The 18,031-nt window shown below is 70.8% G+C and carries 16 protein-coding genes and 1 tRNA gene; 6 read left to right on the forward strand and 11 right to left on the reverse strand.

Annotated elements, in window-relative coordinates; all coding sequences use genetic code 11:
- The first annotated feature begins 34 nt into the window (after positions 1 to 34).
- A complete protein-coding gene (locus tag ACSHXC_RS17955) occupies positions 35 to 736 on the forward strand; it encodes a rhomboid-like protein (RefSeq protein WP_438292552.1) in 702 nt (233 codons plus the stop codon).
- Here the strand turns inward: ACSHXC_RS17955 and ACSHXC_RS17960 are convergent.
- The gene (locus tag ACSHXC_RS17960) at positions 733 to 1,458 is read right to left on the reverse strand and encodes a DsbA family protein (protein WP_438292553.1); all 726 of its coding nucleotides are present in this window, start codon (positions 1,456 to 1,458) and stop codon (positions 733 to 735) included. The genes ACSHXC_RS17955 and ACSHXC_RS17960 overlap by 4 nt on opposite strands.
- Before the next feature lie 222 nt (positions 1,459 to 1,680).
- On the opposite strand from ACSHXC_RS17960, the gene ACSHXC_RS17965 reads away from it, so the two are divergent.
- Positions 1,681 to 3,072: an NAD(P)/FAD-dependent oxidoreductase gene (locus tag ACSHXC_RS17965; protein WP_438292554.1), complete on the forward strand. Its 1,392-nt coding sequence runs from the start codon at positions 1,681 to 1,683 to the stop codon at positions 3,070 to 3,072.
- 326 nt (positions 3,073 to 3,398) lie between these two features.
- Here ACSHXC_RS17965 and ACSHXC_RS17970 read toward each other — a convergent pair whose 3' ends face one another.
- Both ACSHXC_RS17970 and ACSHXC_RS17975 read right to left on the reverse strand, forming a co-directional pair.
- The gene (locus tag ACSHXC_RS17970) at positions 3,399 to 5,486 is read right to left on the reverse strand and encodes a restriction endonuclease (RefSeq protein ID WP_438292555.1); all 2,088 of its coding nucleotides are present in this window, start codon (positions 5,484 to 5,486) and stop codon (positions 3,399 to 3,401) included.
- 192 nt (positions 5,487 to 5,678) lie between these two features.
- Positions 5,679 to 5,752 (reverse strand) — tRNA-Thr (locus ACSHXC_RS17975).
- A gap of 182 nt (positions 5,753 to 5,934) precedes the next feature.
- On the opposite strand from ACSHXC_RS17975, the gene ACSHXC_RS17980 reads away from it, so the two are divergent.
- From ACSHXC_RS17980 to ACSHXC_RS17990, 3 genes are all read left to right on the forward strand, one after another.
- Entirely contained in the window at positions 5,935 to 7,071 is a 1,137-nt protein-coding gene (locus ACSHXC_RS17980; RefSeq protein WP_189965084.1) for an ABC transporter ATP-binding protein, read from the forward strand.
- A 211-nt stretch (positions 7,072 to 7,282) separates the two neighbouring features.
- On the forward strand, positions 7,283 to 7,690 hold the full coding sequence (locus tag ACSHXC_RS17985) for a hypothetical protein (RefSeq protein WP_053728175.1): 408 nt from the start codon (positions 7,283 to 7,285) through the stop codon (positions 7,688 to 7,690).
- Between the two features lie 33 nt (positions 7,691 to 7,723).
- Positions 7,724 to 8,455, forward strand: a complete 732-nt coding sequence (locus ACSHXC_RS17990) for a nucleotidyltransferase family protein (RefSeq protein ID WP_438292556.1) — start codon at positions 7,724 to 7,726, stop codon at positions 8,453 to 8,455.
- Positions 8,456 to 8,523: 68 nt separating this feature from the next.
- On the opposite strand, the gene ACSHXC_RS17995 is transcribed toward ACSHXC_RS17990, so the two are convergent.
- From ACSHXC_RS17995 to ACSHXC_RS18020, 6 genes are all read right to left on the reverse strand, one after another.
- Positions 8,524 to 10,002, reverse strand: a complete 1,479-nt coding sequence (locus tag ACSHXC_RS17995; RefSeq protein WP_438292557.1) for a DoxX family membrane protein — start codon at positions 10,000 to 10,002, stop codon at positions 8,524 to 8,526.
- Between the two features lie 75 nt (positions 10,003 to 10,077).
- Complete coding sequence (rlmB, locus tag ACSHXC_RS18000; protein WP_438292558.1) at positions 10,078 to 11,034, reverse strand: 23S rRNA (guanosine(2251)-2'-O)-methyltransferase RlmB; 957 nt, start codon at positions 11,032 to 11,034, stop codon at positions 10,078 to 10,080.
- A gap of 110 nt (positions 11,035 to 11,144) precedes the next feature.
- A complete protein-coding gene (gene cysS / locus ACSHXC_RS18005) occupies positions 11,145 to 12,542 on the reverse strand; it encodes a cysteine--tRNA ligase (RefSeq protein WP_438292559.1) in 1,398 nt (465 codons plus the stop codon).
- A 142-nt stretch (positions 12,543 to 12,684) separates the two neighbouring features.
- Complete coding sequence (gene ispF / locus ACSHXC_RS18010) at positions 12,685 to 13,179, reverse strand: 2-C-methyl-D-erythritol 2,4-cyclodiphosphate synthase (protein ID WP_438292560.1); 495 nt, start codon at positions 13,177 to 13,179, stop codon at positions 12,685 to 12,687.
- Positions 13,169 to 13,906, reverse strand: a complete 738-nt coding sequence (ispD, locus tag ACSHXC_RS18015; RefSeq protein ID WP_438292561.1) for a 2-C-methyl-D-erythritol 4-phosphate cytidylyltransferase — start codon at positions 13,904 to 13,906, stop codon at positions 13,169 to 13,171. The genes ispF and ispD overlap by 11 nt, the downstream gene beginning before the upstream one ends.
- A gap of 293 nt (positions 13,907 to 14,199) precedes the next feature.
- Positions 14,200 to 14,682, reverse strand: a complete 483-nt coding sequence (locus ACSHXC_RS18020) for a CarD family transcriptional regulator (RefSeq protein WP_003953493.1) — start codon at positions 14,680 to 14,682, stop codon at positions 14,200 to 14,202.
- 612 nt (positions 14,683 to 15,294) lie between these two features.
- On the opposite strand from ACSHXC_RS18020, the gene ACSHXC_RS18025 reads away from it, so the two are divergent.
- Positions 15,295 to 15,948 (forward strand): DUF461 domain-containing protein, encoded by a 654-nt coding sequence (locus ACSHXC_RS18025; RefSeq protein ID WP_438292562.1) that lies wholly within the window; start codon positions 15,295 to 15,297, stop codon positions 15,946 to 15,948.
- Positions 15,949 to 16,036: 88 nt separating this feature from the next.
- Here ACSHXC_RS18025 and ACSHXC_RS18030 read toward each other — a convergent pair whose 3' ends face one another.
- Positions 16,037 to 16,717, reverse strand: a complete 681-nt coding sequence (locus ACSHXC_RS18030; RefSeq protein ID WP_017242433.1) for a response regulator transcription factor — start codon at positions 16,715 to 16,717, stop codon at positions 16,037 to 16,039.
- Complete coding sequence (locus ACSHXC_RS18035; protein WP_053728183.1) at positions 16,714 to 17,994, reverse strand: sensor histidine kinase; 1,281 nt, start codon at positions 17,992 to 17,994, stop codon at positions 16,714 to 16,716. Before ACSHXC_RS18035 ends, ACSHXC_RS18030 begins: the two co-directional genes overlap by 4 nt.
- Positions 17,995 to 18,031 lie beyond the last annotated feature (37 nt).

Here is an 18,031-nt window from a genome sequence, read left to right on the forward strand (position 1 = left end):
CCCGCCCGCCCCGCCCCCGTGCGTGAATCGGGGCATGAGGCGATTTCCGACCGGCGTACGCGCCATCCGGGGCTACATCCGCAGCGCCCCCGGCACCTACCTCTGGCTGGCGGCGCTCTTCGTCACCACCATCGCCATGCACCACATGTCACCCGAGTTCGAGTCGGAGTTCCTGCGGCAGCGGTCCACCAACATCCACGAGCTGTCGACCAACCCCCGCCGGGTCCTGATCGCGAGCGCCTTCTGGATCGACGGCGGGGGCTGGCTCCCGTACGCCGTGCTCTACTCCGTCTTCCACGCCCAGGCCGAACGCCGGCTCGGCACCCTGCGCTGGCTGACCGTCGCCTTCGGTACGCACGTGGCCGCCACCTTCATCAGCGAGGGCGCCCTGCTGTGGGCGATCCGGCACGACTACGCACCCCACTCGGCCGTCAACACCCTTGATGTGGGCGTGAGTTACGCCCTCGCCGGTGTCGTCGCCGTGCTCGCGTACCGGATCGCGCGGCCCTATCGGTACCTGTACCTCGGCGCGGTTCTCGTCATCTACGGCGCGCCTCTCCTCAGCGGGCGCACCTTCACCGACCTCGGGCACTTCGCATCCGTGCTCATCGGGCTCGCCTGCTACCCGCTCACGCGCGGGCGGGGCGGCGCCCCCTGGAACCCGGCCGACACGCTGCGTTCGGTCGGCCGGGAGATGGGGTTCTCGGGGGCGCGTGCCAAGGACCGCACTGCCTAGGAGATGCCCGCGTCCGCCAGCACCTTCTTGAACGCCTCCTCGTTGAAGATCGCCCGGCCGTCGCCCGCCGGCTTCTTCCCGTCGATCAGGATCACGGGGCTGCTGTTGACGCCCGAGCTCTCGAACGCCCCCTCCGCCGCCTTCACGAAGTCCTTGTACGTGTTCTCCCGTACGGCCTTGTCGAAGGCAGGGCTTCGCAGGCCGGGCACCTTGTCGGCGATCTTCAGGAGGTTGTCGGCGGTGAAGGCGTCGTCCGTCTCCTTCTCCGGCTGGCTCGCGAACACGGCCGCGTGGAACTCCGGGAACTTGCCCTGCTCGACCGAGGCCCGCATCGCGTTCACGGCTCGCTTCGAGCTGTCCCCGCCGAAGTTGGCGTCGAGGAACGAGGCGATCGTGTAGCGGATCTTGACCTTCTTCTCGGCGGCGAGCTTGGCGACCGCCGCCGCTCCGCCGCCCTCGTAGTGCATGCAGAACGGGCAGCGCGGGTCCTCGTACACCGTCACGGTGTGGGGCGCGTTCGGGTCGCCGACGACGATTTCCGCACCCTCGACCTTCGCGGGCAGCTTCGCGAGCGTGGCGGCGTCCGGAGAGGTCTTCGCGGTCAGCTCCGCCTGCGAGGATGCGCCCGAGCCGGAGTCCGAGGAGCAGGCCGCCGCCGACAGGCCGAGGGCCGTGGCCGCCACCACCGCGACGGCGGCACGACGGAAACTGCGAACACCCATGAAGATTCAACCTTTCGGCACAAAACAGAGCAAAAATCCTAACCTTCGACACTAAACACCCCACCGCACCACCCCGGCCGCCAAAGGTCCCGCCCCACGCCGCCATTGGTCCCACGGATTCCGCAACGGGCCTGCCACCTGCGGATTCCGTAGGTTCCACAGGATTGCCCGAGGGTCGTCCGAGGGTGGACAGCCCGATGGGCCCGGTGTACGAACATGCCCATGAGCACGATCAACGGCGGAATCTCCTTCTGGTACGCGACCGACGGCATACCCACGCCCCGCGAGCCGCTGCCCGGCGACGCGACCGCCGACGTGGTGATCGTCGGCGGCGGATACACCGGCCTGTGGACGGCGTACTACCTGAAGAAGGCGGCGCCCTTCCTCAACATCACCGTCCTGGAGTCCCGCTTCTGCGGCTACGGCGCCTCGGGCCGCAACGGCGGCTGGCTGTACAACGGCATCGCAGGCCGCGACCGGTACGCGAAGCTGCACGGCCAGGAGAGCGCGGTACGCCTGCAACAGGCGATGAACGACACGGTGGACGAGGTGGTGCGGATCGCCGGGGAGGAGTCGATCGACGCCGACATCCACCGGGGCGGTGTCCTGGAAGTCGCCTACACACCAGCCCAGTTGGGGCGGCTGAAGGCTTTCCACGCCGCCGAGACCGCCTTCGGCGAGAAGGACCGCATACTGCTCGGGGCGCGCGAGACGGCGGAACGCATCCGGGTCAGCGGGGCGGTCGGGTCCACCTGGACTCCGCACGGGGCGCGCATCCACCCGGTGAAGCTGCTCAAGGGGCTCGCGGCGGCGGTCGAGGCGCTGGGGGTCACGGTGTACGAGTCGACGCCGGTCACCGAGATCCGGCCCGGGCACGCCGTCACCCCGTACGGAACGGTCCGCGCGCCCTACATCCTGCGCTGCACCGAGGGGTTCACGGCCTCGCTCAAGGGGCAGCGGCGGGCCTGGCTGCCCATGAACTCCTCCATGATCGCGACGGAGCCGCTCGGGCCGGAGGTGTGGGAGGCGATCGGCTGGGCGGGGCGCGAGACGCTGGGGGACATGGCGCACGCGTACATGTACGCGCAGCGCACGGCGGACGACCGGATCGCGCTGGGCGGCCGGGGCGTGCCGTACCGCTTCGGCTCGCGGACGGACAACGACGGCCGCACCCAGGCCGCGACGGTGGAGGCGCTACGGGAAATCCTGGTGCGCTTCTTCCCCCAACTGGCCGGGGTGCGCGTGAGCCACGCCTGGTCGGGGGTGCTCGGCGTGCCGCGCGACTGGTGCGCCTCGGTCACGCTCGACCGCACGACGGGGCTCGGCTGGGCGGGCGGCTACGTAGGCTCGGGCGTGGCCACGGCGAACCTGGCGGCACGTACGTTGCGGGATCTGGTGCGGCAGGACTCGGGGCAGGCGGGGGGTACCTCGCTGACGGCTCTGCCGTGGGTGAACCACGAGGTACGACGCTGGGAGCCGGAGCCGCTGCGCTGGCTCGGGGTGCAGGGCATGTACGCGGCTTACCGGGCCGCGGACCGGCGGGAGCTGTCGCGCCACGGTGCCGCGACGGACCGGATCGCGACCCTGGCCGACCGCATCGCAGGCCGCCACTGACCCACCAACCCTGGGCTGCGCCCAGCCCCCTGGACGTCGTGGCTCCGCCTCGTCATTCCGCCACGGCCGGTGGACGGCCGGTCGCGCAGTTCCCCGCGCCCCTAACGGCGTCGACCCCAGCCAGCATCGGCATCTTCAGCCCGTCATGGGGGTCCCCCCTGGCCCTTAAGGCCTTGGGGGAATTTGAGGACGAGCGCCCTTAAGGCGCGATACGGGGTCCGGGGCGGAGCCCCAGGAGTCCAGCTCAGCACACCCACAACCCCCGGAGGCCACGCGGCGGAGCCGCAGAGTGTCACAGCGGGAAGGGGCGGGGTGGGAGACACCCCTCAGGCCACCACCACCCCGTACTCCCCCACCAACTCCCCCAACCCGCCCCGATACCCCTTCCCGCCCGGGACGAAGTCCCAGTCACCCCCCGCCCGCCGCCGGAAGGAACCAAGCACCAGCGCCGTCTCCCCCGGACGCCCGTCCGCGACAGGGAGCCGGTCCAGCTCACGCCCCGCCGCATCCCGCAGGCAGATCGCCGCCGAGGTGAACTCGCCCAGATCCCCGGCGGGGTTCACCTCCGGATCCACCGCGGCCACGAGCACCAGCCGGTCCGCCCCCGGCGGCAGCGCGTCGAAGACCACCCGCACCGCCGCCCGGTCACCCCCCGCACCCGGCACCATCCGTACCGAACTCCCCGGATTCTCCGGGTTGTTGAAGAACACGAAGTGTTCCTCGGCAAGCACCCGAGACCCCCGGCACACCAGCGCGCACACGTCGAGCGAGACCGCCCCGGTCCACGTCATGCCGAGGATGTTGAAGTCCTCGGAAGACGGCTCCGCCGCCGGACGCTGGGCCGGCACGGCCCCCTCCGCAGAAGCCGCAGCGCCCGCCCCGAGCCGCCCCCGCAACCCGTGCTGATGCAGCAGATCCACCAGCTCCGCCCCCGAAACCAGCGTCAGCGGCTTCCCCTCCGCGAAGCCGTACGACCCGGGCCCGAAGCCCGAAGTCGTCACCAGTACGCCCTTGTTGGCGCCGGCCCCCTGAACCGTCCCGTACAGATCGCGCACCGCCGTCGGCGGAACGGTATTGCGGTAGCGCTTGACCTGGACGATGATCCGGCCGCCGCTGATCGGGTCCGGATCGAGCGCCTCGACGTCGACTCCGCCGTCGTTGGAACGCTGGGTGGTGAGCGCCTGCATGCCGCGCGCCCGGAACAGCTCGGCGACCAGGCCCTCGAACTCGATGGGGTCCATCGTGAACAGGTCGGGCTCCTCGCCGCCCCCGTGCGACACCACACCCGTACCGACATCGGCGGGCCGCCGCCCAGGACGTACGGCGGTGCGCTGGTCGGGGCGCGCGGACAACTGGCCGCGCAGCGCCTCCACCAGGCAGTCGACCGCGCTGACCTGCCCGAGGTTCAGCTGCCCGAACGCGGCGCGCGGCACGCTCACGGTCGCGAGGAAGATCTCGGCCCGGCGCCCGGTGGCAGGGTCCACGTCATCGACGAAGCCATTGACCGCGACCGACTCCAGGACGTCGAACTCATCGGCCGCGAACACCTCACGCAGCACGAGCAGCATGCACTGCGCGAGCGCGTCCCGGTACAGCGCCCGCCGCTGGGTGACGGGCCGCGCCGACTCCTTCTCCTGGTCCGAACTCGCCACGTAGCGAACGGACTTGACCTCGGGCACCACCTCGACCCCGGGCAGCTCCCAGTCGAGGACGAGCTGTCGGGCACCCCGGTCGAAGGCGGCCGACACCTGACGCGGGAACCCCTCCGGCCAGGCACCCGACGCGTACAGCGCGGCGGAGAAGTAGTCGACCGCCGCGCCCGGCTCCCCGGCCCGCAGCGCGTCCACGAGCTGGGCGAGCCCCGCGTTGTGCGTGCGCACCTCGGCGAGCTGCTCGGCGGCCCAGGCGTCGTACTGCGCCCGGTACGCGGTGAGCTGCTGCACGCGGTGCGCCTCGGCGGCCTGCGCGGCCTGCCAGTCGTGCTGGTACCTGGCCTGTGCCTCCTGCTGCGCCTGCGCCCGCCGCCCGGCCGTCCAGCCGCCCTGTGCCTGATACCCCGCAGGATCGGGCATGGCCACGGGCTGGGCGAGCTGCCCGGGCTCGAACGGCGCGACCTGCTCGGGCCGGGTCAGCGACGCGACCCGGAACGGCGCCGCGCGGCACCCGTCCGCCAACAGACCGCCCAGAGCGGCGACTTGCTCCTCCAGCTCCTGCGTACGCTGCCGGGCGTCCGCGTCCCGCCCCTGCCGGTACGCCGCCTGCTGCTCCCGCTGCATCCGCGCGAGATCACGCTCGTACGTCCGCTGCTGCCGCTGCTGCTGGACCACCGCCCGCTGCTGCGCCTCCCGCTGGCGCTGCTGCTGCCGCTGCGCCTCGGCCCAGACCCCGACCAGCCCACTGGAACGCCGGCTCATCCGCTGACTGCCTCTCTCCCCACACCCCGACCCCCCAAGTGTCCCGGACCTGGTCGAATCCCCGCACGCCGCACCCACGCCCCCACAGAACCGTGCCGCTCCACCGCGTCGGCGCCCGGCACCGGGGAAGAGGGCGGCACGGTCGACGGCGAAGGCCCCCGGCCAAGATCGGCCGGGGGCCTTCGCCCTACGAGCCCCCTGTCGGGTTCGAACCGACGACCCCCGCTTTACAAGAGCGGTGCTCTGGCCAGCTGAGCTAAGGAGGCAACCCGTGAAGTGTAACCAACGCTCGCGCGGGCGCGGCCGGAAATTTTGTGGGGGCTCAGCTGCTGACAGCGCGCGGATCGCCGGGTAGCGTCCTGACCCAGTCCACTCAGGTGGACTAAACCACTTCTCCCTCTACTCGGATCGTCCGGCACGTTCCTGCCGGTGAAGGGACACATCAGTCATGGCCACTGTCACGTTCGACAAGGCGACCCGGATCTACCCGGGCTCCACCAAGCCCGCGGTCGACGGTCTGGAGATCGAGATCGAGGACGGCGAGTTCCTCGTGCTCGTCGGCCCCTCCGGCTGCGGAAAGTCCACCTCGCTGCGCATGCTCGCGGGCCTGGAGGACGTCAACGGCGGAGCGATCCGCATCGGCGAGCGTGACGTCACGCACCTGCCGCCCAAGGACCGGGACATCGCGATGGTGTTCCAGAACTACGCGCTGTACCCGCACATGACCGTCGCCGACAACATGGGCTTCGCCCTCAAGATCGCCGGCGTGAACAAGGCGGAGATCCGGAAGAAGGTGGAGGAGGCGGCCAAGATCCTCGACCTCACCGAGTACCTGGACCGCAAGCCGAAGGCCCTCTCCGGCGGCCAGCGCCAGCGCGTCGCCATGGGCCGCGCCATCGTCCGCGAGCCGCAGGTCTTCCTCATGGACGAGCCGCTGTCGAACCTCGACGCCAAGCTCCGCGTCTCCACCCGTACGCAGATCGCCTCCCTCCAGCGCCGGCTCGGCATCACCACCGTGTACGTCACGCACGACCAGGTCGAGGCCATGACGATGGGCGACCGCGTCGCCGTCCTCAAGGACGGTCTGCTCCAGCAGATCGACTCGCCGCGCAACATGTACGACCGCCCGGCCAACCTGTTCGTCGCCGGCTTCATCGGCTCGCCCGCCATGAACCTGGTCGAGGTGCCGATCACCGACGGCGGCGTGAAGTTCGGCAACAGCGTGGTGCCGGTCAGCCGCGAGGCGCTGTCCGCCGCCGCCGACAAGGGCGACCGCACGGTCACCGTCGGCGTCCGCCCCGAGCACTTCGACATCGTCGAGCAGAACGGCGGCGCCGCGAAGACGCTCACCAAGGAGTCCGCGGACGCCCCGGCCGGTCTCGCCGTCACCGTCAACGTCGTCGAGGAGCTCGGCGCCGACGGCTATGTGTACGGTTCCGCCGAGGTCGGCGGCGAAGTGAAGGACCTCGTGGTCCGCGTGAACGGCCGCGCCGTCCCGGACAAGGGCACTCAGCTGCACGTCGTCCCGCGTCCGGGTGAGACCCACGTGTTCTCCACTTCGACGGGCGAGCGCCTCACCGACTGAGTACGCTACGAAGGCCCCACCAGGGGGGTCTACGATTTCGGCGGCTCCGCATGCGAGTGCGGGGCCGCAGCCCGTTGTCGACAAATACCCCGGCACACCGGCCATTTCGAATCCCGTTCGTCAACACACGATTCGAAAAGCGGCGTCGAACCATCCCCCGACAGAGTGACTAAATGTCGCCAAATCATCACTCCCCGCTACGCTCGCCTCCGTGACGCACACAGCCCGCCGAATCGGCCGAACTCTCGCCCTCGTCCTGCCCGTCGTCCTCGTGCTCTCCGGGACGCTCGCGGTCACCCGGGTGAACTGGGCCGGCAACGAATCGCAGATCCTGACCGCCTCTTCCGAGAACGTCTCCGTACGCGCCAAGTCCCGTGCCCCGCAGGACGTCCTGCGCGACGCGCTCCTGACCGAGCTCCAGGAGAAGGACCCCGGCACCGCGCTGACCCACCTCCAGCGCGAAGTTGAGCACCGCCCCTCGCTCGCCCAGCACTGCATGTCGATCGCCCGCGCGCTCGGCAGGGCCGCCGTCGAGCACTACGGCCCCGTGAAGGCCCAGTCGTACTCCCGCCCCGTCTGCGACACCTCCTTCGCCTCCGGCGTGGCCCAGGAGCGGTGACGTCCCGCTACGGGGACGCCTATCGTTCACCGCATGACTGCGAGCACAACTGCGACGTTTCCGACGCAGGCCGTGGTCCTGGCGGGCGGCCAGGGCTCACGACTTCGTCCGTACACCGACGACCGCCCCAAGCCGATGGTCGAGATCCCGGGCACCGGGGTCCCGATCATCGGCCATCAGCTCGCCTGGCTGGCCGCCGAGGGCGTCACTGACGCCGTCGTCTCCTGCGGCCACCTCGCCGACGTCCTGAAGGGCTGGCTGGCGAAGGCCGATCTTCCGCTGCGTGTCACCACGGTCGTCGAGGACGAGCCGCTGGGCCGGGGCGGCGGCCTCAAGTACGCGGCGGCCTCCCTGCCGCACCCCGACCGGCCCTGGTACGCCACCAACGGCGACATCTGGACGCGCTTCTCGCTCCGCGAGATGGCCTCCTTCCACGGCGAGCGCGACGCGACCGCCACCCTGGCCCTGGCCCGCCCCCGCATCCCGTGGGGTGCCGTCGAGACCGACGCCTTCGGCCACATCACCGACTTCATCGAGTCGCCGCCCTCGCCGTACCTCATCAACGCGGGCGTGTACGTCTTCTCCGCTGCCTTCACCGCGATGCTGCCGGACATCGGCGACCACGAGCGCACCACGTTCCCCCGGCTCGCCCGGGAGCGCCGCCTGGCCGGGTTCCCGCTGCCCCACGGGGCGTACTGGCGGGCCATCGACACGGCGAAGGACCTCACGGAGGCGGCCAAGGAGCTTGCGACTCAGCAGGGTTGAGCCCTGGTGCGATGCACGCCGAAGGGGGGCCGGAATGTTCCGGCCCCCCTTCGTTTGCCCAATCGGCCCTAGCCCAGCAGCCCCCCAATGGGGTTGTGGTTGCTGCTTGAGCCCGTGGTGCCCGTGCTGCCCGACGACGTCGGGCCCACGCTCGTGGACGGAGGGGTCTGCGGGGTGGTGCGGTGGCGGGACGAGGGCTGGCCGCCGGTGCCGGCGGAGTGGCTCGGCGTGCCGGTGGTGCCCGCCGTGACGGTCTGGTGGGCCTTCGGCTTCTTGGACGGCTTCGCCGACGGGCTCGCCGAAGTCTTGGCCTTGGCCGACGGCTTGGCGCTCATGGAGGGCGTACGCGGCGCGAGCGCGGGACCGGTCTCGCTCGGCAGCGGGGTGCCGGGCAGGTAGTTGGTCGGGTCGTCGTCGGGGCCCGGCACGGTCACCACGGTGGTGGAGCGGACCGCGCCGCCGAGGAGCGCGCCTGTCATCAGCGTGAGGCCGACCACGACGGTCGTCATGACCAGGCCGCGCCGCAGCACCCGCCGCCGCAGTTCCCACAGTTCGGAGCGCGGCCCGAGCTTGCGCCAGGCCTCGCCCGCGAGCCGGGCGTCCAGCGAGTACACCGGGGCGCCCGCGATGATCAGCGGGGACCAGGCGGCGAGGTAGATGATGTCCGGCGCGTCGTAGGCGCGTACGGTCTGCCAGCTCACCGTCACCAGGAGGGCCGCCGACAGCATCGCGCCGAACACGGCCGCCACCCGCTGCCACAGGCCGAGCATCGTCAGTACGCCGACGACGACTTGGAGGAACGCGACGGTCAGGCCCGCACCCACGGGGTGCTGGAGTGCGAAGTCGCGCAGGGGCTCGGCGAGCGCCCAAGGGTGCAGCGAATTCAGCCACTTGACCATCGAGCCGCGTTCGCCGCCGTCGAAGTACACGGGGTCGCACAGCTTGCCCATGCCTGCGTACACGGAGATGAAACCGAGGAAGACGCGCAGCGGGAGCAGCACGACGCCGAGGTTCATCCGGCGGCCCGGGTAATAGGCGTGCCGGACCGGTTCGGCACCGCGCCGCTTGGCGGCCGAGCCGTCGTCCCCGTCGCCGTCGAGCTCGTCGAAGTCCTCGAACTCCTCCGGCGCGTACGGCTGTTGATGACTGTAGGGAGTACGCATCTGCGGGAGCAGTGCGGTCTCGGGGCCGACGCCGGGTCTGGGGATCAGCGGCGTCGACATCGTGTCGTCGACGGTGATGCGCGGGATGACCTGCGTCGAGCCGGAGGCGTAGTGCTCGCCCCCGCCGCCGGCGACGGAGGTGGCGCGGACCGCCTGCAGCAGTCCGCTCGCCCCCGGCGCCGACTTCCCGCTCCACACCACGGGCGCCCTGCGGCGCACCGCGGTGCTCGAAATGAGGGGCTTCGGCAGCGACTTGGGCGCAAGCTGCACCCGGAAGCTCGCGTGGTTGACGATGACCTGCGCAGGGTCGCAGTCCACCTTGACCATGCTCAGGGCAGGCTGGTCGTCGAACCCGGGCCGGGGCGTTCTGGTGTCCACACTCATCTAACCGAGTGATGGGGGTTTAGGACACTGCTTGACGGGCCCGAATCTGTCCGAGACCCGTCAAGATCACCCAGGTCAGGCGCGTCGGCGGGCCGCCTCGTAGAGCACGATGCCCGCCGCCACACCGGCGTTGAGGGACTCGGCGCCGCCCGGCATCGAGATCCGCACGCGGTAGTCGCAGGTCTCGCCGACGAGCCGGCCAAGTCCCTTGCCCTCGCTGCCGATCACGATGACGACGGGGCCGCCGATCTGCTCCAGGTCCTCGACCGTGTGCTCGCCGTCGGCGGCCAGGCCGACGATCGTGAGGCCTTCCTTCTTGTACGCCTCAAGAGCGCGCGTCAGGTTGGTGACACGGGAGACCGGCGTACGGGCCGCGGTGCCCGCCGACGACTTCCACGCGCCCGCCGTCATCCCGGCCGCGCGCCGCTCGGGCACGACCACACCGTGGCCGCCGAAGGCGGAGGTGGAGCGGACGATGGCGCCGAGGTTGCGCGGGTCGGTCACACCGTCCAGGGCGACGATCAGCGGGTCCTCGCCGTTGTCGTACGCGAGCGCGGTGAGGTCCTGCGGGTCCGCGTACTCGTACGGCGGGACCTGGAGGACGAGGCCCTGGTGGTTGAGGCCGTTCGTCATCCGGTCGAGCTCGGCGCGCGGGGCCTCCATCAGGTTGATGTTGCCGCGCTCGCCGGCGAGCTGGAGGGCCTCGCGGACGCGCTCGTCGTTGTCGATGTACTGCTGGACGTAGAGCGTGGTCGCCGGGACGCCGTCGCGCAGCGCCTCGAAGACGGGGTTGCGGCCCACGACCATCTCGGACGTGCCCTTGGCGCCGCCGCGCCGCGGCGCGGGACGGCGGGACGCGGCCTGCTTGGCCTTGGCGGTCGCGATGCGGTTCTTCTTGTGCTTCTTGCGCATCTCGGCGGGCGGCGTGGGGCCCCGGCCTTCCAGACCCTTGCGCCGCTGGCCACCGCTGCCGACCGTAGCGCCCTTCTTGTTGGACGTGCGGCGGTTCCTGCGCTGGCTGTTCCCGGCCATGACCTACCTGTTTCCTCAGTGAATCGGCGATCCACATGCGGATGCAGATCGTGTACGTACGTATATGAAGTGTGCCGCCCGATCGCCCGGGCGGCACATCGCGCATGGGCTCAGCGTGGGCCGAGCGTCCAGCGGGGACCGCTGGGGCTGTCCTCGATGACCAGGCCGGACTGGGTGAGCTGGTCGCGGATCGCGTCGGCGGTCGCCCAGTCCTTGCGGGACCTGGCGGCCTCGCGCTGCTCCAGGACCAGGCGGACCAGGGTGTCGACGGCGCCGTGGAGGTCCTCGCCGCGGTCGCCCTCGCCGGCCCAGTGCGCGTCCAGCGGGTCCAGGCCGAGCACGCCGAGCATGGCGCGGACCTCGGCCAGGCGGGCGGTGGCGGCTTCCTTGTCGTCGGCGGCCAGCGCGCTGTTGCCCTGACGCACTGTGGTGTGGACGATCGCGAGGGCCTGCGGGACGCCCAGGTCGTCGTCCATGGCCTCGGCGAACGCCGGCGGCACCTGGGCGGCGGGCTCGACGACGCCCCCGGCCTTCTCGACGACGCGCTGGATGAAGCCCTCGATCCGCGCGAACGCCGACTCGGCCTCGCGCAGCGCCTCCTCGCTGTACTCGATCATCGACCGGTAGTGCGGGGTGCCCAGGTAGTAGCGCAGCACGATCGGCCGCCAGCGCTGGACCATGTCGGAGACCAGCACCGAGTTGTCGAGCGACTTCGACATCTTCTCGCCGGACATCGTCACCCAGGCGTTGTGCACCCAGTACGAGGCGAAGGCGTCACCGAAGGCCTTGGCCTGGGCGATCTCGTTCTCGTGGTGCGGGAAGATCAGGTCGAGGCCGCCGCCGTGGATGTCGAACGCGCTGCCCAGGTACTTGTGGGCCATCGCCGAGCACTCCAGGTGCCAGCCGGGACGGCCACGCCCCCACGGCGTCTCCCAGTCGGGCTCGCCCGGCTTGGTCGCCTTCCACATCGCGAAGTCCCGCGGGTCCCGCTTGCCCGACACACCCTCGTCGGGCTGGCGCAGGTCGTCGATGTCCTGGTTGGACAGCTGGAGGTAGCCGGGGAAGGAGCGCACGTCGAAGTAGACGCTGCCGTCCGCCTCGTACGCGTGGCCGCGCTCGATCAGACCGCGCATCATCTCGACCATCTCGGTGACATGGCCGGTGGCGCGCGGCTCGTAGGTGGGCGGCAGGCAGCCGAGCGCGGTGTAGCCGTCGTTGAACGCGCGCTCGTTCTCGTACCCGATCGACCACCACGGGCGGCCCTGCTCGCCGGACTTCCTGATGATCTTGTCGTCGATGTCGGTGACGTTGCGGATGAACGTGACGTCATAACCGCGGTACTCGAACCAGCGGCGCATGATGTCGAAGTTCAGCCCCGACCGGATGTGCCCGATGTGCGGGGCCGCCTGAACCGTGGCACCACACAGGTAGATCGAGACACAGCCCTGCGAGAGCGGGACGAAATCACGAATCTGCCGGGCGCTGGTGTCGTACAGGCGAATGGTCACCCCACAAGGGTAGTGGCCCAATACCAGTGCCCCGCGACCCTTCCGGGCCTCGGGGCACACAATTTGGCGACTGTTGGGTGTCGGACCCGCCCGACGATCTTCCGCGGGGTGATCGACCGGCCTTCCGCGAGGAGATCGACTTCTACCGCGCCCGGTACACCAGCGCCGTCGCGATCGCCGCGAGCCCCTCGGCCCGGCCGGTCAGACCGAGCCCGTCCGTGGTGGTGCCGGACACGGAGACGGGCGCCCCGGCGGCGGCCGCGAGCGCCTTCCGGGCCTCGTCACGCCGCTTGCCGATCTTCGGCCGTACGCCGATGACCTGCACCGCGATGTTCCCGATCTCGTACCCCTCGGCGCGCACGATCCGGGCGGCCTCGGCGAGCAGGGTCACGCCCGCGGCGCCGGACCACTCGGGGCGGTCGGTGCCGAAGTGCGCGCCGAGGTCACCGACGCCGGCCGCCGAGAACAGCGCGTCGCACGCGGCGTGGGCGGCGACATCCCCGTCGGAGTGTCCGGCGAGGCCGTACTCCTCGCCCTCCCAGAGCAGCCCGGCGCACCACAGCTCGCGCCCGCGCTCGAAGGCGTGGACGTCGGTGCCGATCCCGACCAAGGGGATAGCAGGGACCTCAGAAGCCATCGTTGGCCCTCCGTCGTGCGAGTACGGCCTCGGCGAGTACGAGGTCGAGCGGCCGGGTGACCTTGAACGCCTCTTCGTGGCCGGGCACCACGACGACGGTCAGGCCGAGCTGCTCGATCATGCCGGCGTCGTCCGTGACGTTCTCGGTGACGCTCTCGTGGGCGCGTACGAGCGTGGCGTGGTCGAATCCCTGCGGCGTCTGCACCGCGCGGAGCCGGGCCCGCTCGGGGGTGGCGACGACCGGCTCGGGCGAGCCGTCGGCGCGCGGCTCGACCTGCTTGACGGTGTCGGCGAGCGGGAGCGCGGGCACGACGGCGGGGGCTCCGTCGCGTACCGCCTCGATGACCGCGTCGACGGTGTCGACGGGAACGAGCGGGCGGGCCGCGTCATGGACCAGTACGACGTCGAAGCCGGGCGGCAGCGCGTCCAGGCCGAGCTTCACGGACTCCTGGCGGCTCTCGCCGCCGGGCACCACGAGGAAGTCGGTGCGGTCCGGCAGGGCGTGCTCGGCGAGGAGGTGCTTGACCTCGGTGGCGCCGTCGGGCGGAGCCACCACGACGACGAGCGAGACGGCGCGGGAGGCGGCCATCGCCCGGACGGCGTGGATGAGCATCGGGGTGCCGTTCAGCGCGCGGAGCGCCTTGGGGGCGCCCGGGCCGAGCCGTACGCCGCGTCCGGCCGCTGGAATCACCGCGGCGGTGCGGAAAGGGCGCGATTCGTCTGACAAGGTTTGTGTCCTCAAACGACATGGGTATGGCCTGGGGGTACCCCCTGCTCCTGGAGCACGGGGAGTGCCGGGCGCGACGCCCTGACCGGCCCTTCCGTGACGACCGGTCAGGCAGGCCGCCCGGGCCCGGCACACGCCGCCCGGGCCCGGCACACAGAGTGCGGGCGCTGGCGGCGAGGGGATACGGATACGAACATGCCGCAGCGCCCGGCGACACAGCAATTGTCACTGCTGGTCAGCGGGCACCGCGGCAATGCCGGGCATTCCGGGGGCGAGCCCCGGAATTGACGGCGTCAGGACGCGAGGACCTCGTCGAGAAGAGCCTCGGCCTTGTCTTCGTTGGTGTTCTCCGCGAGGGCCAGCTCGCTCACCAGGATCTGGCGCGCCTTGGCGAGCATGCGCTTCTCACCTGCGGACAGTCCGCGCTCGCGCTCACGACGCCACAGGTCACGCACCACTTCGGCGACCTTGATGACATCGCCGGAGGCGAGCTTCTCAAGATTTGCCTTGTAGCGACGGGACCAGTTCGTGGGCTCCTCCGCGTACGGCGCGCGCAGCACCTCGAAGACCCGGTCCAGCCCGTCCTGACCAACTACATCGCGAACGCCGACGAACTCCGCATTGTCCGCGGGCACGCGCACAGTCAGGTCGCCCTGGGCGACCTTGAGCACCAAGTAGGTCTTGTCCACGCCTTTGATCTGGCGAGTTTCGATGGCCTCGATCAGCGCGGCCCCGTGATGGGGATAGACCACGGTGTCGCCAACCTTGAACGTCATGTGACAGGTACCCCTTCCGTGGCTATCCAGGGTAACACGGATACGGCTTCTTCTGAATGGCGTTTTCGCAGGTCAGGGCATATCTCGGGGCTTGACAACAGCAACAGGAACGTGCTGCGGAGGGCTTCCGGAAGGCGGTATTCGCAGGTCGGAGCAGCTGCGAAGGGGCTGCGAAACGCGTACGTTACGCGCCCCCGAACGACACCCCTGAAGGCCGAACGTCCCGGTTTGCCGGGTTCCAGACGGTGAACTTCATCTACTCCGTTCGGCGCTCGTTCACCCGTTCGGCCGTGCGGGATTCTTTCCGGAATTGATCAACGAACGGCCCGGTCGGACCACTCCCGGGGATTTTCGGTAAGGAATGTGTGGCGGCCCGGGAAATTGATCACCCGGCATATGTGAACGGCGTACGAAAGACCAAGATCGACGCGTGATCCATCCGAGTTCGGCGGGCCCGTCGGCCCAAGGGGCGGGTCGGGTGCGGGGCGCGTCGGACGGCTCGGTAATCTAGGCCCGCTGACACACCCTTAGCTGGCCCTTAGGCACGTGGCCGGCTGACCCGTAGCCCGTCCGAAGCAGTCCGTCTCGTACGTCCAAGGAGTTGCCGCCGCCGTGAGCCGCAGCCTTCGACGCGGCGCCCTCGCCGCTTCTGCCATCGCGTTCTCGCTCGCCTCCCTCTCCGCCTGCGCCGCGGGCAACGGGGCCCAGACGCTCGGGGTCAAGGCGGACAACGCCTACATCACCGTCGGCGACATCAAGGTCCAGAACGCGACGGTCGTCACCCAGCCGAAGGTCGACGCCGAGGGCCCGGCCGTCGTCGCCGCGACGCTGTTCAACAACGGCACCGACCCGCAGACGCTGGACTCGATCCAGGTCGGCAGCGCCGCCGTCAAGCTCTCCCCGGCCAAGGGCACCGGCCCGATCACCGTCCCGGCGCACGGCTCCGTCGTGCTCGGCGGCAAGGGCAACGCCTCCGCGGTCGTCGCCAACGGCCGCGAGGCCGCCAAGAACGGCGACGCGCAGAAGGTCACCTTCCAGTTCAGCAAGACCGGCAACGTGAGCCTGGACGCCTTCGTGGTCCCGGCCACCAGCTACTTCGAGGGCGTCGGCCCCAGCGAGCTCCCGAAGCCGAAGGAGAGCCCCTCGGGCGAGCCGTCGGCCCCCGCCTCGGGCGCCCCGTCCGGCTCGGCCACGCCGAACACGCCGGGCGGCAGCGGCAAGCCCGCGGGCTCCGGCTCGCCGTCGCACAGCGCGGCGGGTCACTGAAGCACGTAACCGAAGGAGGGCGGGCCCGGATCTGATCCGGGCCCGCCCTCCTTTCATGCCTCTATGCGTCTGTCCGCCTCTGTACGGCTTACGGCTCGAACTTGTAGCCCAGGCCGCGGACCGTCACCAGATAGCGCGGCGCGCCCGGGTCCGGCTCGATCTTGGCGCGCAGGCGCTTGACGTGGACGTCCAGGGTCTTGGTGTCGCCGACGTAGTCAGCGCCCCAGACCCGGTCGATGAGCTGCATCCGGGTCAGGACGCGGCCCGCGTTGCGAAGGAGCATCTCCAGGAGGTCGAACTCCTTCAGCGGGAGGTCGACCTTGCCGCCGGAGACGGTGACCACGTGGCGGTCGACGTCCATGCGGACCGGGCCCGCCTCCAGGGCGGCCGGGGTGACCTCCTCCGGCTCGCCGCGGCGGCGCAGGACGGCCCGGATGCGGGCCACCAGCTCGCGCGAGGAGAACGGCTTGGTGACGTAGTCGTCGGCTCCTATTTCCAGGCCCACGACCTTGTCGATCTCGCTGTCCTTGGCGGTCACCATGATGACCGGGACGTTGGAGCGGCCGCGGAGCTGGCGGCAGACCTCGGTGCCCGGCAGGCCGGGCAGCATCAGGTCGAGCAGGACCAGGTCGGCGCCGTTGCGCTCGAACTCGTCCAGACCGTCGGGCCCGGTGGCCGCCACCGCGACCTCGAAGCCCTCCTTGCGGAGCATGTAGGACAGGGCGTCGCTGAAGGATTCCTCATCCTCGACGACAAGCACTCGGGTCACGGAAGGACCTCCGGGGCAGGAACTATGGCTTGTGATTCAGGCACAGCGGAACTGAAGGTCTCGTACGGGACATCCTCGTCCTCGTCGACCGTGACAGGCCCGCGCCCGGCGGAGGCGCGGTCCCGAACGGCGCCGGCTTCCGGCAGCCGCAGGGTGAAGGTGGAGCCCTGGCCCTCGGAGCTCCACACCGTGACCTCCCCGCCGTGCGAGGCGGCCACGTGCTTGACGATGGCCAGGCCCAGGCCCGTGCCGCCAGTGGCGCGGGAACGGGCCGGGTCCACCCGGTAGAAGCGCTCGAAGACGCGCTCGCGGTCCTTCTCGGAGATGCCGATGCCCTGGTCGGTCACGGCGATCTCGATCAGGTCCCCGCCGGGCGCGGCGATGCGGCGCCCGGCGATGCCGACCCGGGTCCTGGCAGGCGAGTAGTTCACGGCGTTCTCGACCAGGTTGCCCAGGGCCGCGGCGAGCTGGCCGCGGTTGCCCCAGACGTACAGGTCGGCGGTGCCGCCCGCGGCCATGGTGATCTGCTTGGTGGACGCGGGGTGCCGGGAGCGGTCGATGGCCTCGGCGACGAGTTCGTCGACGCGGACGGGCTCGGCGTCCTCCAGCGGGTCGTCGTTCTGGACGCGGGAGAGGTCGATGAGCTCCTGGACCAGGTTGGTGAGCCGGGTCGCCTCGATCTGCATCCGGCCCGCGAAGCGGGTGACCGCCTCGGGGTCGTCCGAGGCGTCCATGACGGCCTCGGAGAGCAGGGAGAGCGCCCCGGTCGGGGTCTTGAGCTCATGGCTGACGTTGGCCACGAAGTCGCGCCGTACGGCCTCGATGCGGCGGGCCTCGGTGAGGTCCTCCACCAGGAGCAGCACGAGCCGGGAGCCGAGCGGGGCGACCCGGGCCGAGACCGCGAGGGCCTCGCCGCGGCCCGTACCGCGCCGGGGCAGGTCGAGCTCGACCTGGCGTATCTCGCCGTCGCGGCGGGTGTCGCGGGCCATGTGCAGCATGGGTTCGACGGCCAGCTTGCCGCCCCTGACCAGGCCGAGCGCGTACGCCGCGGAGCTGGCCTTGACCACCGAGTCGCTCTCGTCGAGGACGACGGCGGAGGAGCGCAGTACGGAAAGGACCGTGTCCACGCCCGGGGGCAGTACGGCGTCGGTGTGCAGGGACGTCCGGGTGGGCCGCGCCTGGTCGCGCTCGCTCCAGCGGAACGCCAGCATGGCGATCACGCCGGTGCACACCCCGGCGATCGCTGCCAATGCGGCGACCGCCGCGTTCACGTCCATGCATCCAGGTTATGCGGCTCCACCGACACCGACCCAG

Origin of the sequence: Streptomyces sp. HUAS TT7 (assembly GCF_051550175.1) — a bacterium.
GTDB lineage: Bacteria > Actinomycetota > Actinomycetes > Streptomycetales > Streptomycetaceae > Streptomyces.